Source organism: Bacteroides sp. ET489 (assembly GCF_030518095.1).
In the GTDB taxonomy this organism is placed as follows: domain Bacteria; phylum Bacteroidota; class Bacteroidia; order Bacteroidales; family Bacteroidaceae; genus Bacteroides; species Bacteroides ndongoniae.
The window spans coordinates 111438-125461 of record NZ_JAULLJ010000007.1 but is presented as its reverse complement, the minus strand read 5'-3'; the positions used below and the strand labels follow the sequence as shown (position 1 = coordinate 125461).

Here is a 14024-nt window from a genome sequence, read left to right as displayed (position 1 = left end):
ATTAGCATTTTATAAATTAAAAAACGACTTAATTATTTTGTGTTAGTCAAATAATGACTTATATTTGCACCGTGATAATATAATTTGCGTTACTAAATTGATATTATCTTTCTGAGAAAACAAATAATTAATCAATAAATGATTCAATATGGTATTTAGAGACTACATTAAGAGCCTGCCAAACCAGCAGTTTGACACAATTAAGAAGATTGCTGAATTGACATCATCGTCTGTGCAATCTGTTTATCGCTGGATGAATGGAGATATAATACCACATCCGTTAAAACAGAAGGCAATTGCCGAATACCTCGGCATGAGTGTAGAAGAACTGTTCCCGACAAAGCAATGAAAGACCTGACAAACATCGAATTCTACAACACTCCCGAAGGCGAAGTTATGGTTAAGCCAGTTGGCCAACCGGCCTACTTACTGACGGAGAACTGTCGCGACGTGATATGCGAGATGCTGGCCGCCATCCGTGAGCGCTACCCCAAGGCACACACAGCTCTGATGAAACTATACTCATCCAGCTCAATGAATCGTACCTGGTATGAATACAAGGTGGTTCACCGATTCATTAGGTGCAACTTCGGCGACTATAACCAAGGTGCCATTGATATCAACCATCACGGGGTGTTCCAGTTTGAAGAAGTTGGTTGTCCGCTTCGAGGCGAGTGTCCGTTGGAGGGAGTGGTATGCAAGCCTGAACTGAATACTCATCTAACAGACAGAGAACTGGATGTATTCCGTCTATATGCCAATAATCTACAGACGGAACAGATAGCCGATGAACTGCACATCTCGCCATGTACCGTGAACCGTCATCGAGAGAATATCAAAGCCAAGATCCGAGTCGGTAGCGTAGCTGAAATGGTTGCTTACTGGTATGCAAACCATCTGAAATAAACTCATGATAATTTGTTTTGGCAAAAGCCCGAGCCATCTGTGAAGGCCGCAAGGGCAACACCCCGCAACTACGTCCGAATGGCGGACGGATGGTAAACTACATCTTCACCGGCGGTTCGAATCCGCCTTGTGGGACATGACGATTTATGAACCAATAAAACAGTATTGAAATGGAAAACAATAATCAAAAAGGTTTTGCCTCCGTATCGACTCCGGACGGTAGGTACAGAATCTGGATGCCGCGGCCTACCTCCAGCGGTCGTCTGGTATGCTCATGCAGCTTTGCGCTGAAGAAAAGGCTACCGCTGGTTGATGCCATCGATGCCTTGCCCTACATTCAGGTGGAGGAAATCAGAGATATAGATGAAGATTACAGTACGTTCATCATTACGTGCAAGGAGACGCCATATCATGCCTGTATGGAAAGGCTGATAGAAGACCTGCCGAAGCTGATGGAGGAACATTTGACCGAGCTGAAATGAAAACATGTGCTTTTGAAATAAACTCTGTACTGGCCGATGCGCTGATGGAGCGCATACGAACGGAAAAGTGGCCGGTGCAGATACAGCGAGATTTGCCTTTCGATACTGATAGCGAAGACAATCTGGTTAGAATTACTGTAGAGCATGAAGATGATTTCCCATTCGGAGAAAAACTGTCCGAAACCATCAATCGAGTGTTCAATTTAATCCCTGAAGAACCATGACCGTGCAAGAACTGATAGAAAGACTCGAAGAGTGCGACCCTGAAGCTGACGTAGTAATGGACGCAGGATTTATTAACCTTGTATTTGTCAACAAGGTAGAAGAGAATTACGAATATAATGCTGTCGTTATAAGTTGAATGTCTATGAAACGCAAACCTTTTACAGTGGATGAGATTGAGCAAATCCGCCTTCTCTATCCAGATCATAGCACACGTGAAATTGCGCAGCTGTTGGGACGATCAGAATGTAGTGTATATGGCAAAGCATTTTTAATAGGATTGCGAAAGTCCCCACAATATATTGAGCGCATAACCCGTGAGAGCGCCGACAAATTATCCAAGCTGGGTAGTGCCAACCGTTTCAAAAAAGGACATACGCCCGCCAATAAAGGACGTAAAATGTCTCCGGAAATGTATGAACGATGCAGCAGTACCATGTTTCGTAAAGGCCATAAACCTCATAACACACGTCACGACGGTGCTGAAAGTGTCAGAACAGACCTGAACGGACACAAATACCTCTACGTCCGCATTGCCGAGGGTCAATGGATTCAAAAGCATATTCTAATTTGGACACAGGCAAACGGACCAGTGCCCAATGGCCACAATATCGTCTTCCGAGACGGCGACACGCAAAACTGCGTGCTTGAGAACCTGGAGTGCATCAGCGATGCCGAACTGATGCGTCGCAATACGATGCACAACCTGCCGGAAGACGTGCAGGAACTGATATACCTGAAAGCCAGGCTGACACGAGCCATCAACGAAACCAACAAAAATAAGAACCATGAACGCACTTGACAGACTGAAGGACATGGTGAACAAGCCATTCCTCTATAAGAACGAAGAAGTTGTCATTCTGAACTACTGTGATGGTACAGGCGATGATGGCGATGAAGTGGAAATCTACCTGAACAACGGGCAGACGCTCGTGTTCAATTACATCAACCTTCCGGCCAAGCTGGAGAAGTTCAAGCCCGTATCGGCACAGGTCATCGTGCTGGCCAACAAACGGCTCGACAGTGTGTCGACCGTTAATCCTACCATCATTCAGCAACTTCGAGACACCGTGATGCAGCAGATTGAGGCTGTGAAGAAAGACCCGTCTGCAGTGTCACAAGCCAAGCAAGTATTTCAGGGTGTGAACACACTCGTAAACCTTGCTAAAACCGAACTTGAATATCGGAAGTATATGAATGAATTTGATAAACAACAAATTAACCAATGATATTATGGCAGCATACTTTATAGATTATATCACCAACTACTCTGCTTTTAATAAAAAGGGGAAAGAACTGCAGGACTACATCAGACAATTCAATCAACGCTTCGTACCAGACGATTTATCGATGGACGCATTCAAGGCTGATGTCGAGAATGAGATAGCCAGTCTAAATGAAAAATATCCTCACACGATACCGATGGAACTCGACCACTACAATAATGGTGTGTATGGAGCTTGGATGGTGAGAGTGAAAGGCTACAACGACAAGGTTGTTTTCATCCTATCCTGGAAAAAAGTGCTTGGAACATGCCAATTTAATGAAAAATCTTTATCGAATGAAAAAGAATCTGAGAATAGCTGCCCAGCTACCCATCTAAGCCGTACTTAGGTATCATCTAAGTCCGGCTTAGGCAGCGGCAAGTTAACACATACTGATAATCAAACAATTACAAAACCTCAGCAAGTTATGAACAAACTTTACAACAATAGTATAAAGAAAGGCGCGCGCATCCGCGTACTGGCAACCGGTGAAATCGGAACCGTGGCCGAAAAACAACTTATTCGAAAGGGTGGGGAAACAAAAATCTATTGCAGGGTGAAACTTGATAAGAAACCCGAGCAAGACACCTGGTATTTCTCCGACCAGCTGGGCGATACGAAAGAAAGTGCTTTCATCACTTTCTGTGATAATACAGACTAAAAAATCATAGTAGGCGTGGAAATAGACCACGAAAAGGATTGTGTCAGCAATTTGAAGGTAGCCGGCATGCCGGACAAACCTGAGAAACACCAAGGACTGTACCGCTATCTGGCGACTACGTTCATTCAAGTGTTCAAGGATTCCCGTCCTTGCACTTCACGCCAGCAATAATCACCTTTGCTACATCCCTCAAAAACAATGAACCATGATCAAAGTCACTGACATCTATGCTGCCACTCGCCACGGACTGGATATCATTTTATATTACTATCCGCAAGCGGAAGGATGCATAGATAACAAAAAGAAATTCAAGCGCCGCCCCGACGAGGACGATGCTTCCGCCTGCCTCAAGAAGTACGACGACTGCTACAAGGTCACCGATTTTGGCGACAGCGGTACGGCCATGAGCCCTATTGACATCTGTATGCAGGAAGAAAACGTGCGATTTCCGGAAGCCATATCCATACTGGCCTCACGCTACAACGTGACAGACGAATTGAAGCGATCCGTGAACAAGCCAGACATTCGCAAACGACCGGCAACCGCTGATGAGAAAGAAGGAAGCCGGTTCTTCGAGCTGGAAGAGAAGTTCACCGCCGAGCAACTGGCTATCCTCGGCCCGCGGGTGAAGCAGGAGCATGTGGATGCCCTGCACTGGTTTGTGGCCAAATCTATCTCCTACGTCCGGAACCGGGAAGTGACTACCAAGTACACGACAGCTACTTACCCAATCTTTATGCGCGAATGTACAGTGCGTAAGAAGGATGGTTCGACGGATAAGTTTTATAAGATCTACGAGCCCTTGAATCCAGACAAGCAATGGCGATTCAGTTACACACCGGACGGAGTTAAGCCCAAGCTCTACATCAACGGCCTGGCTGAACTGCAAAAGGCTTACCGTGACTTCAATGCCCAGGAGGAAAAGTTGTTCTATAATGATCCCAAGAACCAGGACCAGCCTTACAAAGAGAAGAAACTGGACGAATGTTTCATTTGCAGTGGTGAGCGTGACTCACTATGCTTGCGCGCCCTGGGCTACCATCCGTTATGGTTCAACTCGGAAACCTACAGAGTGTCTCCGGAAGAAATCAAAGAGATTTATAAATACGTAGAACGTATCTATAACATCCCAGATATCGACGGAACTGGTGTTCGCAAGGGACGTGAATTGGCTTTACGCTTTCTGGACATACATACTATCTGGTTGCCGTCGTGGCTCGCCCAGCATCGCGACCGCAGGGGCAAACCACGGAAAGATTTTCGTGACTTTGTGGAATTGCGCCCGACAAATGAAGATTTTCGCAATCTGATGACGCTGGCCATGCCTGCCCGCTTTTGGGAAGAAAGCTGGAGTGAACGCAGCAAGAAGAAGACATACAGTATCAACACAGCCTACCTGCACTACTTCCTTACATTGAATGGATTCTACGCCCTGCACGATGACAACATCGACAACGTGCGCTACATCCACATTGATGGCTGCACCGTCAGCCAGATTAAAGCCAAAGACATATCAGCCTTCCTGAAAAAGTTCACAAGGGAGAGATTCCTACCCGTTGAGATACGTAACCTGATACTTGACTCACCACGAACCAGTGAGGCCTCACTGTCGCAACTGGATGAGATTGACCTGGACTTCACCAACTACACAGCTACCAGTCAATACTTGTTCTTCAAAGATTGTAGTTGGGAGGTCACCAAAGACGGTATCACACCCCATGAAGGAATGTTGCCAGACAACCGTAGCGTGTGGGATAACAATGTGATACCGCATAAAGTAAAGGTGTTGCCACCTATGTTTACCATTATACAATCGAATGATGTAGAAGGTAACCATGTCTTTGATATCACAGTCAACCAACATAATAGCTTTTTTTTCAATTACTTGATTAATACCAGTCGCCTGTATTGGCGCAAGGAACTGGAATATGCTTGGGCAGACAAGGGTGTAGAAGAAGCTGAGCACTACCGTAACGAGCACAAGTTTGATATTGCCGGACCTCTGCTCTCTACCGAAGAGATAGCAGAACAGAAATTGAACCTCATCAATAAGATTTATGCTATCGGATATAATCTGCACCGATACAAATCACCCTCACGTGCATGGGCTTTATATGCCATGGATAACAAAATTGGCGACGAAGACGAATGCAATGGACGTAGCGGAAAATCATTCCTATTCAAAGCATTCCGATTCTTCATGCGAACCGTCAGCCTATCCGGCCGTAATCCTAAATTATTGGACAACCCACACGTATTTGACCAAGTTGACCAACATACAGACTTTGTTTTGGTAGACGATTGCGACCGTTATCTGCCGATTTCACAGTTTTACGATTGTATTACCAGTGGTATGACTGTTAATCCCAAGAATAACAAGTCTTTTTTTATCGAGTTCGAGGACAGTCCTAAATTTGGTTTTACAACGAACTATGTACCCCGTGATTTTGATCCGTCAACCAATGCTCGGCTACTCTATTTGGTATTTTCGGATTACTATCATGAGAAAACACAAGAGAATGACTATCTGGAAAGCCGTAGTATTCGTGATGATTTTGGTCGTAATCTGATGACAACAACTGACTATACGGAAGATAATTGGAACCAGGATTGCAATTTCTTTGCACAGTGTCTTCAGTTCTACTTGTCTATGGCATGCCGTGGCATTAAGATTCAGCCTCCTATGGACAACATTGTTAAACGAAAATACAAAGCAGACATGGGTGCTAGCTTCGAAGATTGGGTATATGGGTATTTCGCAGAGGAGGGTGAGAATGTAAATACATTCGTTCAACGTACTAAAGCATATGATGATTTCATAGCATTCGCTAAGGTTAGCAAAGGGTTCTGGAGTATGCAACGATTTACAAAAGCTTTGCGTGGCTTTGTGGAACTATGTCCATATATCGATGAAATGAACCCCAAAGAATTTCTTAATAAAGACGGACGCTTACTTAAGAAAGTGGATGGTGAGACGAAGGAAATGATTTATTTGCGAACTAAGGCAAAAGATGGAGTATTCAACCCTAAAGTAGAAGAAGATGGAAATCTCCCGTTCTGAATATATACGCAACTATGACAAATATTTGTCTGATATGTTGCGGAATAATACTGCAGCTGAATATATACACCAGGTTTATGATTATCTGGAACTAATGAAACCTAACACTCGTATTAACCTGCAGGCAACTTCGGATAAACTACCATGGTTGCTTGTTGCAGTGGGGGCATTTCTGACAGCATCTGATCATTGGGTGGATTTCGAATTGAACGATGATTACACCAAACTTAAACGAAAACACGTGCCGCCAGATATTTGGGCAGCAACAATCCGTGGTACATAGATAACATAAGCAGAAGCCGCTGGCACAAATGTCAGCGGCTTTTACTTTTCTTATTAGCGTAGTCGGGGAATGCCCTTAGTTGGTTTTCCGCACCTTTTCCTTTTTTACTACTAAATTTTTGTAACTCTGTAACCTTTGTTTGCAAAAGAGAGTTATCATTTGAAAAAGAAAAGATTAAGGGAGTTACAAAAGAGGTTACAAACTTAGGTTACAAAAAATCAAAGTTTGTAACTTTAGTCGATACACAACGATTAAAGATGTAAGGTTACAAAGTGTATCTGGAGTTACAAAGTCTAATTTGTTTTTTGTGTAAAATTTAACGATTTGTTATTCAGTTGTTTATGGGTTCGTTGGATACAGGTTACAAAGTATCGAAAAAATCCTGCAAAATTATTATCTATCAGGATAATTAAAACTATTATCCTGCAAAATCAAGATCAATTCAGTTGAAAATGTAAATATTTATAATTTTCAATATTAATATTGTAGAAATTCAATATTATTCGTATTTTTGTATATAAACCAATTAATTATGAGTAAGAAAAGAGACCGATTTGTGTGCTGGCTCCCTTGCAAGCCATATGTCAAACAATTCCTACTTGCTAACTTCAATGATCCTGATGAAGTCTGGGACGAGATTGTAGATCTGTCTTCTGACAGAGAACTTCAGGCTGATTTTTTGGGTAGGTTAGGCAAACAGGGGCGCTGGGAAAATAAATACCGGAATAACATCCGTTATACAGCCAGTGTACCCATCGAAATCAGGAAAGATGATTTCTACCGATACGGTTGGAGCATCAGCAATTCGGATGTTGTGGGATTTGGTCTCAAAGTTGAAAGACGTATCAAGCAGATGTTATTCTTATATTTGGATACCAATGTTTGTATGGGTCTTCCATTATCGGCCGCCATTCGTAACTTCCAAAGTAAGTTTGGCTTCGACGAAGACAGTTGGTCGTACGATACTATTCGGCGGGAATACAATCGCCATAACGGGAAGAAAACAGCCAATAACCAGACCATTTTTGAATATATTGATAAAATAATCATGGGGAAGTTGTCCGATTATGGGACAATTTCCCAGCAAGGCAGAATCGTTTATGAAAACCATTAACCTTAACACCGACAATTTGGGTGGATTGTTGCATTTGTATGCCATTCCTCCTACCTCTTTCCATCGGATTCGGAAGGATTATGTGAACAACTTAAATTTCCTCGAACTGGTGCGGCGTGATGACGTGATTGACATCCCAGTCTTATCCAATGATACATATATTTATAATGAAGAGAAAAATACTGGAGATGTAGGTGATTATTGGAATATCACGATAGAAGGTGTTATACCACGACTTTCATTGGATAACCATTCGGTCATTGAAGAATTGGAGCGTGGCTTATGGTATGTAGTTGCACAGGATTCGAATGGAGAAGTACATTTTTGTGGGCAAGAAGACGCATTGTTGATTTTTACTAACAGCAAGACATCCGGCCAGTCAGCTTCCTCTAGAAACGGTACATCTTTCTCGTTTGCTTGTATACAGGATGAACCCTCCATTTTTCTCTCGGATTTTGAAGAAAAAACATTGTAAATAACGTATTATATAGCTTTTCACAGTGCCCAATGTCCTTGAGCACTGTTTTTTTTGCGTTTTTCTTTGCGTAAAAAATAAGGTATGAATGAAGTTTTAATCACTCTTTTCGGTTCCATCAGCCAATACTGGTATGATAAGAACTACATGAAGTATTTTCTGGATAAGGCAAAGGGTAAACCTGTCCGCCTGAAGGTGACAAGTTACGGCGGAGATGTCGCCGAAGCTGTGGCCATCAGTAATCTCCTGGCTGAGCATGGAGACGTGACCGTTGAATTCATCGGATTCAATGCATCGGCTGCCACTTGGATGGCATTCGGTGCCAAGCGTATCGAAATGCACGCCGACGGCATGTGGCTGGCACACAAATGTAGCGTGGGAGTTGATATCTACGGTTCACTCAATGCCGACCAGCTGGATGACAAAATCAAAGAATTGCAGAGCAGTAAGCAGAGTGCTGAAGCCATTGACTTGATGATTGCAAAAAAATATGCCGACAGATCCGGCAAGACGGTAAAAGATGTGCTGTCACTGATGAAAGAATCCAAGTGGATTGCCGCTGACGAAGTGAAGGAATGGGGCTTTGTTGACGAAATCATTCCAGGCATCAACAAGCGGGCCAAGGTGACCGACGAACTGACGAACTGTTTCAACGCGATGGGCCTTCCGCTTCCTGTCATCGAAGAGGCGAAGCCGGACAGCACACCATCCATGGTTGACCAGATAGTTGCCGGCATCAAGGACTTTTTCAAGCCCAAAGAGAATCCTATTACTAACAAAATTGTAACGACCATGCGAAAAGAATTTATTTCTGTTAACCAGGTTCTCAATGTTGAGGGCTTGGAAGAGAACGAGGGCAAGATAACCCTTACTGTCGACCAGTTGAAGGCCATCAACGACGCCATCCGGTCGGCCAAAGACGGACAGACTACTGCCGAGAACTCACTGAAAGCGGTTGTGGACGACCTCGATAGCCTGAGTGACCAGGTGAAAGCTGCCGCCGACAACAAGGCGAAAGTTCAGGTGATCCGGAACGTTATCAACAAGGTACCTGGTACCCAGACATCCACCAAACAGGAGTCCACTGAGGTCAACAAGTACGCTGATATCGCTACCGACCCTATCAACCATTATGAAAATGAATAACTAACTTAAACCTTAACTTTATGGACTTTAAAACACCTATTGACATTACCGCGGTACTGACTGCGGTAAAGAAGCACAAAGACATCCTGAAAGCCGTCGATAAGCTTGACGCCAGCGAGGTTTTGAAGCACTTCACACCGATTCCGGGCATTACGGACTCTATCGAATTGGGTAAGGTAGAGGGAGGTACGGTTTCCAGCAAGTACACCGGTACCTTTGAGGCCGGCAAGAGCCAAGGAAAGATTGTTCCCCGCCGTCTGATTGTCCGTCCGGTAGTAATGGAGATGGCTGACGAACCGGAACGTTATCGTCGTACCTACATTGCAGAAGTTCCAGGTTCAATCCGCAAGGATCATCCTTTCGAACTCTGGCTTATCAATCATGGCCACGAACTGGCCTCCAACGATCTGTTGTTCGCTATTTTCACTGCCCGATACAGTGCAAAAGAAGAAGATAAGGACATCAACGATGCCTTCGACGGTATGGGAACCGTCATCGAAGATGCCAAGGCAGTGGGTGATGTCTCCAGCCTGGAGGGCAATGTCTATACGACCGGTGAACTAACCCGTGCCAATATCGGAGAGAAGCTGCTGGAGATGTGGCGGCACATGCCACGCACCTTCAAACGCAAGAAAAATATCAAGATGTTCATCAGTGATGATCTGGGAGACATGTACGACGACTGGCGTAAAGATGAAGGTACTATCGTGATTGGCATGAAAGAGGACACCAGTGATACGCAGCACCTGCTGGGCTCCAACAACCGTTGCGAATTGGTCCGTCTGCCAAATCTGCCGGACAACAGCCAGTTCGTGATGCTGACAACTAAGGAGAACTGCTGTTATGGTTTCGATAAGGAAAGCGATTTCAAATCAATCAAACCTTTCCAGTCTGGTAACCCCTACAAGTTCACGGCAGCAGGCAAGTATGTCATCGGATTCCAGGTTGTCAGTGTACATAAAGCGGAGTTTTGTGTCAATGATCGTCCTCTTGATCCGTCTGCAACCAATGAATTTGGTTACATCGAAGTGACTATTTCCACTGACCTGGCTATCAACAATGGTGCCAAGTGGCGTATCAAGGGGGAAGAAATCTGGCGCGAAAGTGGTACCTACGTGGCTGTTCCGGGCGGTACCGAATACACTATCGAATTCGGAGCGGCCGCAGGCTATACAACACCGGCTGAGGTAAAGAAGACTCCCGCCAAGGGAAGTGTCGAGAAAGTATCGCAGGAATACACCCCTGTCGGCTAAATTAAGAAGCGGTAAGGGAGGCGACTCCCTTACACGCATTGTCTAACGATTAATACTTGTATAATATGGCAGAAGTAGATCCCAAAGAATGCATTGCTCTTGATGACATCAACGAAGCAATGGATTGTGAGAATCCGGATAACATGGGCGGTATTGTCCCGCAGATTATCTTCGGTTATCATGCCGATGTTGCAACCTGGCCGGACTATCCCGCCAAGACAGAAGCAGCTCTCACGCTCGAAGAAGCAGGAACCCTGAAGGGTGATGTCGTCATGAAACAGGGCTGTAAGGCTTATAAGATGGACTTCACTGACGACGTTAGCGAGTTCAAGATTACTGACCAGGGAGAAAGTGGCGGAGAATCCTTCCTCTACGATCTGAATATCATATCCGCCAAGATGCGCAAGAAGATCTTCGGCTTCGAGAATGCGACCAAAGGCCGTAAGATGTTTTTTCTTGTACAGGACAACAATGGTACCTGGTACCTGATGGGCGACAAGCGCCGGGGCGCACTGCGTGCCAGTGGTGACGGTTCGACGACAGGGGCAAGTTCTACTGCCCGCAACCAAAATTCCTTGCATTACACATTTACTTCGCCTCGAAAGTGTGTGTACGAAGGTGACGTTGAAACGTTGCTGGTTGCTGCACCTGGCGCATAAGAATATCTCCATTTTGCACATAATTGGTTTTCCCGCTTCTCACCGTATTGGTGGGGGCGGGTTTTTATTTGTCCTATACCGGCAATAAAAATCGCAATAGATTTGTGGCAAACAAAAGAGTAGATATGGAAATCAATCAAGCTTACATCGAGGCCAGGCGCGAAGGTATCGACTGGCTCAATTCCTCCAGACGGGACTTCCGTCAAGGTGTGAACATCCTGCAAAAGTCCGGTTACAAGCCCATTGCTGTTGGCAAAATGGCACGCATCGGAGAAAAACCGCATACTCGCGAAAAACTCCTCTACGAAATGCGTCAGATGATTAAGGTATGGTACAATCCCAATGATCCGCGATTTGCAGACGTGGACCTCGATGACGATGCCAAAGTCGGCGAGGACGGTGGCAACGAGACAGTTCCCGAAACAGTGGCACAGAATATCCTGACCGAAGCCGCTGCAGACCTGCAACGCGAAGAAGACGAACAGCCGGCCTATCCGCCGCAGATTGCGAAAGTGATACATACCTTCGCCGAACGCTACAAGCAACGTTCCATCCTTTACCGACAGATGCAGGCACTGGGCGAGACAAATACCACCGAGGTTATGAAGCAGCGCAAGGATCTGGTAGCCCGTATAGGCGCACTGAGTGACAACATGAAGTTGCTGGCCGCCATCCGTGACAACTACGAGAAAAGGATCGCTGTCATGGAAGAAGAAATCGATGCTGCCTTGGCCGAGCCAGTAGTGGAAGAAGAAAAGCCTAAAGAAGATGACGATGACGAAACCGACATCTCTTCCCTCAGTATTGAGGAGCTGAAAAAAGCCAAAGCAAACGCCAAGAGCAAAATCACCAAGGCACAGAACATGCTGCTCTATTCCAGCGAATCCAAACCCAAGGACGGGGCAGAGAACCCGCTTCCGGAGTGCCCCAAACGGGTAAAGTACGAGAAGAAAATCGAGCAGCAGAAAGCTCTCGTTGAGAAGATAGAATATCGTTTGGCAGAGCTGCAATAAGGTTATGTTGGTCTGTTGCAGCGAGATAGAGAATAAGATGCTGGCGGATGAAGTAGTAAGTCCTACGCAGGGAAACGGTTACCCGACGGGCAACATCCGCCGACAGGATGCGGCAGCTTCCGACGATGATATCGTTGCCGGAAAGCTGTTGCATCCTGATGCCCTGGGGCAGCTTGTAAAAGGACAGACCAAACACTTCTATTCTTCAGGATCCTTCAACCTCATTCAGTTGCTGTTCTACCTGCTAAAGCAGACCGGTCCGGCACACCTGTTCCTGACCACTTATTCCGTCTCCATGGACAGCATCGCAGCCCTGCGCCGAAAGGTTGATAGTGGTGAATTGCTTTCGGTTCGTTTTCTGATTGACAACCGGGTGCGAAGCATCTCGCCCAAACCATTCGACTTCCTCGTGAATTCTTTCCCGGGATGTTACCGCTGCCTGGCGCTGCATGCCAAGGTAGCACTGGTTTACAACGATCGATGGCAGATTACGGTAGTTGGCAGCCAGAACGCCACGCACAATCCCAAGCTGGAGCGGGGCATTATCCATACATCCGAAGATGTTTTTGACTTTGACTATAAAATGTTGAGTGATGAATTTGACCAAGGAACAATGTGACGAAGTGGAGAAGATGGCCTACCACCTGATTCAGCCGGGACTGATTGCCGTCAACATCGGTGTGGACGAACAGGAGTTTATCGAACAGATACGGACGGCAGGCACACAGGCCCGGATTTCCTTCTACCGGGGGTATATCCGGCAGCTGATAGAGGTGCGTGCATCCCTTATCAAATCGGCCAAGAATGGCAGCAACCCTGCGCAACAGGAGCTGATCAAGTTCATCAAACAGCAACAACAGTTCATCGACTATGAGTAACAACGACCTGACCACGCAACGCAAGAGCCGTGCTGCGCTCGAAGAGCAATCCTACGAGCTTATCCAGCAGCACATCATCGACCCGGAACATTCACCCCTGCCACAACACCTGCAGGAGCAGTGCAACCGCGTGCTTCAGGTTGCCCGCCTGCTGGACGAATACCCCAACGAAAGCCACATCATCAACATCATGCTGGCCAAGTACCGCATCAGCCGGGCGCAGATCCGCCGCGACATTGCCTTGGCCAAAGATGTTTTCAAGACGCAGCACGAATTCGACTGGGACTTCTGGTTCTCCTGGATGATCAAGGACCAGGTGCAGCTCATCCGCGACTGCAAACTGCGGGGCGACCTGAAGCAGTGGAACAACGCCAAGAAGGTGCTTCACCAGATGATTGGCGAACGCCCTGCCGCCATCGAAGACCCGCGCCGCATGGAGAAAAACGTGTTCTACATTCAGATCAACAATCAGGGCCAGCCCATCAACCTGCCGCTCGAAGCCGTCAAGAACCTGACAGCTGAAGAACAGAAGATACTTATCGACAGCATGTATCAGCCCATCGACGACGCACAGGCCGAAGAGTTGATGAACAGCTGAAATAGCTA

Annotated in this window: 22 protein-coding genes; all 22 read left to right on the top strand. The window is 45.9% G+C overall.

What is annotated here, in order from left to right; genetic code table 11:
• Window positions 1-148: 148 nt before the first annotated feature.
• The 22 genes from Q3C19_RS06040 (at window position 149) to Q3C19_RS05935 (ending at window position 14016) form a co-directional block, all read left to right on the top strand.
• Window positions 149-349: a helix-turn-helix transcriptional regulator gene (locus tag Q3C19_RS06040; protein ID WP_302727918.1), complete on the top strand. Its 201-nt coding sequence runs from the start codon at window positions 149-151 to the stop codon at window positions 347-349.
• A complete protein-coding gene (locus Q3C19_RS06035) occupies window positions 346-906 on the top strand; it encodes a response regulator transcription factor (RefSeq protein ID WP_302727916.1) in 561 nt (186 codons plus the stop codon). The genes Q3C19_RS06040 and Q3C19_RS06035 overlap by 4 nt, the downstream gene beginning before the upstream one ends.
• 17 nt (window positions 907-923) lie before the next feature.
• A complete protein-coding gene (locus Q3C19_RS06030) occupies window positions 924-1046 on the top strand; it encodes a hypothetical protein (protein ID WP_302727914.1) in 123 nt (40 codons plus the stop codon).
• Window positions 1047-1076: 30 nt separating this feature from the next.
• Window positions 1077-1388, top strand: coding sequence for a hypothetical protein (locus tag Q3C19_RS06025; RefSeq protein ID WP_302727912.1), 312 nt, complete (start codon window positions 1077-1079; stop codon window positions 1386-1388).
• The gene (locus tag Q3C19_RS06020) at window positions 1385-1612 is read left to right on the top strand and encodes a hypothetical protein (RefSeq protein WP_302727910.1); all 228 of its coding nucleotides are present in this window, start codon (window positions 1385-1387) and stop codon (window positions 1610-1612) included. Before Q3C19_RS06025 ends, Q3C19_RS06020 begins: the two co-directional genes overlap by 4 nt.
• Window positions 1609-1749: a hypothetical protein gene (locus tag Q3C19_RS06015; RefSeq protein WP_302727908.1), complete on the top strand. Its 141-nt coding sequence runs from the start codon at window positions 1609-1611 to the stop codon at window positions 1747-1749. The genes Q3C19_RS06020 and Q3C19_RS06015 overlap by 4 nt, the downstream gene beginning before the upstream one ends.
• Window positions 1750-1755: 6 nt before the next feature.
• On the top strand, window positions 1756-2412 hold the full coding sequence (locus Q3C19_RS06010) for an HNH endonuclease signature motif containing protein (protein WP_302727906.1): 657 nt from the start codon (window positions 1756-1758) through the stop codon (window positions 2410-2412).
• Window positions 2399-2839, top strand: a complete 441-nt coding sequence (locus Q3C19_RS06005) for a hypothetical protein (protein ID WP_302727904.1) — start codon at window positions 2399-2401, stop codon at window positions 2837-2839. Before Q3C19_RS06010 ends, Q3C19_RS06005 begins: the two co-directional genes overlap by 14 nt.
• Window positions 2840-2843: 4 nt before the next feature.
• On the top strand, window positions 2844-3224 hold the full coding sequence (locus Q3C19_RS06000) for a hypothetical protein (protein WP_302727902.1): 381 nt from the start codon (window positions 2844-2846) through the stop codon (window positions 3222-3224).
• Window positions 3225-3302: 78 nt separating this feature from the next.
• Window positions 3303-3536 carry a hypothetical protein gene (locus Q3C19_RS05995; protein WP_302727900.1) on the top strand — a complete coding sequence of 78 codons (234 nt, stop codon included), beginning with the start codon at window positions 3303-3305 and terminating at the stop codon, window positions 3534-3536.
• Between the two features lie 15 nt (window positions 3537-3551).
• On the top strand, window positions 3552-3707 hold the full coding sequence (locus Q3C19_RS05990; RefSeq protein ID WP_302727898.1) for a hypothetical protein: 156 nt from the start codon (window positions 3552-3554) through the stop codon (window positions 3705-3707).
• 34 nt (window positions 3708-3741) lie between these two features.
• On the top strand, window positions 3742-6597 hold the full coding sequence (locus Q3C19_RS05985) for a hypothetical protein (protein ID WP_302727896.1): 2856 nt from the start codon (window positions 3742-3744) through the stop codon (window positions 6595-6597).
• The gene (locus Q3C19_RS05980) at window positions 6578-6880 is read left to right on the top strand and encodes a hypothetical protein (protein ID WP_302727894.1); all 303 of its coding nucleotides are present in this window, start codon (window positions 6578-6580) and stop codon (window positions 6878-6880) included. Before Q3C19_RS05985 ends, Q3C19_RS05980 begins: the two co-directional genes overlap by 20 nt.
• Before the next feature lie 532 nt (window positions 6881-7412).
• Complete coding sequence (locus Q3C19_RS05975; RefSeq protein WP_302727892.1) at window positions 7413-7994, top strand: hypothetical protein; 582 nt, start codon at window positions 7413-7415, stop codon at window positions 7992-7994.
• On the top strand, window positions 7981-8469 hold the full coding sequence (locus tag Q3C19_RS05970; RefSeq protein ID WP_302727890.1) for a hypothetical protein: 489 nt from the start codon (window positions 7981-7983) through the stop codon (window positions 8467-8469). The genes Q3C19_RS05975 and Q3C19_RS05970 overlap by 14 nt, the downstream gene beginning before the upstream one ends.
• 84 nt (window positions 8470-8553) lie before the next feature.
• A complete protein-coding gene (locus tag Q3C19_RS05965) occupies window positions 8554-9615 on the top strand; it encodes an ATP-dependent Clp protease proteolytic subunit (RefSeq protein WP_302727888.1) in 1062 nt (353 codons plus the stop codon).
• A gap of 20 nt (window positions 9616-9635) precedes the next feature.
• Window positions 9636-10868 carry a hypothetical protein gene (locus tag Q3C19_RS05960; protein ID WP_302727886.1) on the top strand — a complete coding sequence of 411 codons (1233 nt, stop codon included), beginning with the start codon at window positions 9636-9638 and terminating at the stop codon, window positions 10866-10868.
• Between the two features lie 65 nt (window positions 10869-10933).
• Window positions 10934-11527, top strand: coding sequence for a hypothetical protein (locus tag Q3C19_RS05955; RefSeq protein ID WP_302727884.1), 594 nt, complete (start codon window positions 10934-10936; stop codon window positions 11525-11527).
• Between the two features lie 125 nt (window positions 11528-11652).
• Entirely contained in the window at window positions 11653-12540 is an 888-nt protein-coding gene (locus Q3C19_RS05950; protein ID WP_302727882.1) for a hypothetical protein, read from the top strand.
• A gap of 4 nt (window positions 12541-12544) precedes the next feature.
• Entirely contained in the window at window positions 12545-13159 is a 615-nt protein-coding gene (locus Q3C19_RS05945) for a hypothetical protein (protein WP_302727880.1), read from the top strand.
• On the top strand, window positions 13134-13418 hold the full coding sequence (locus tag Q3C19_RS05940; RefSeq protein WP_302727878.1) for a hypothetical protein: 285 nt from the start codon (window positions 13134-13136) through the stop codon (window positions 13416-13418). The genes Q3C19_RS05945 and Q3C19_RS05940 overlap by 26 nt, the downstream gene beginning before the upstream one ends.
• Complete coding sequence (locus Q3C19_RS05935; RefSeq protein ID WP_276864305.1) at window positions 13411-14016, top strand: hypothetical protein; 606 nt, start codon at window positions 13411-13413, stop codon at window positions 14014-14016. The genes Q3C19_RS05940 and Q3C19_RS05935 overlap by 8 nt, the downstream gene beginning before the upstream one ends.
• Window positions 14017-14024: the final 8 nt, after the last annotated feature.

Bases quoted from the DNA above. Each gene is read 5' to 3' on its own strand.
- Q3C19_RS06040 (WP_302727918.1), top strand. From the start codon at position 149: ATGGTATTTAGAGACTACATTAAGAGCCTGCCAAACCAGCAGTTTGAC.
- Q3C19_RS06035 (WP_302727916.1), top strand. From the start codon at position 346: ATGAAAGACCTGACAAACATCGAATTCTACAACACTCCCGAAGGCGAA.
- Q3C19_RS06025 (WP_302727912.1), top strand. From the start codon at position 1,077: ATGGAAAACAATAATCAAAAAGGTTTTGCCTCCGTATCGACTCCGGAC.
- Q3C19_RS06020 (WP_302727910.1), top strand. From the start codon at position 1,385: ATGAAAACATGTGCTTTTGAAATAAACTCTGTACTGGCCGATGCGCTG.
- Q3C19_RS06015 (WP_302727908.1), top strand. From the start codon at position 1,609: ATGACCGTGCAAGAACTGATAGAAAGACTCGAAGAGTGCGACCCTGAA.
- Q3C19_RS06010 (WP_302727906.1), top strand. From the start codon at position 1,756: ATGAAACGCAAACCTTTTACAGTGGATGAGATTGAGCAAATCCGCCTT.
- Q3C19_RS06005 (WP_302727904.1), top strand. From the start codon at position 2,399: ATGAACGCACTTGACAGACTGAAGGACATGGTGAACAAGCCATTCCTC.
- Q3C19_RS06000 (WP_302727902.1), top strand. From the start codon at position 2,844: ATGGCAGCATACTTTATAGATTATATCACCAACTACTCTGCTTTTAAT.
- Q3C19_RS05995 (WP_302727900.1), top strand. From the start codon at position 3,303: ATGAACAAACTTTACAACAATAGTATAAAGAAAGGCGCGCGCATCCGC.
- Q3C19_RS05985 (WP_302727896.1), top strand. From the start codon at position 3,742: ATGATCAAAGTCACTGACATCTATGCTGCCACTCGCCACGGACTGGAT.
- Q3C19_RS05980 (WP_302727894.1), top strand. From the start codon at position 6,578: ATGGAAATCTCCCGTTCTGAATATATACGCAACTATGACAAATATTTG.
- Q3C19_RS05975 (WP_302727892.1), top strand. From the start codon at position 7,413: ATGAGTAAGAAAAGAGACCGATTTGTGTGCTGGCTCCCTTGCAAGCCA.
- Q3C19_RS05970 (WP_302727890.1), top strand. From the start codon at position 7,981: ATGAAAACCATTAACCTTAACACCGACAATTTGGGTGGATTGTTGCAT.
- Q3C19_RS05965 (WP_302727888.1), top strand. From the start codon at position 8,554: ATGAATGAAGTTTTAATCACTCTTTTCGGTTCCATCAGCCAATACTGG.
- Q3C19_RS05960 (WP_302727886.1), top strand. From the start codon at position 9,636: ATGGACTTTAAAACACCTATTGACATTACCGCGGTACTGACTGCGGTA.
- Q3C19_RS05955 (WP_302727884.1), top strand. From the start codon at position 10,934: ATGGCAGAAGTAGATCCCAAAGAATGCATTGCTCTTGATGACATCAAC.
- Q3C19_RS05950 (WP_302727882.1), top strand. From the start codon at position 11,653: ATGGAAATCAATCAAGCTTACATCGAGGCCAGGCGCGAAGGTATCGAC.
- Q3C19_RS05945 (WP_302727880.1), top strand. From the start codon at position 12,545: ATGTTGGTCTGTTGCAGCGAGATAGAGAATAAGATGCTGGCGGATGAA.
- Q3C19_RS05940 (WP_302727878.1), top strand. From the start codon at position 13,134: ATGAATTTGACCAAGGAACAATGTGACGAAGTGGAGAAGATGGCCTAC.
- Q3C19_RS05935 (WP_276864305.1), top strand. From the start codon at position 13,411: ATGAGTAACAACGACCTGACCACGCAACGCAAGAGCCGTGCTGCGCTC.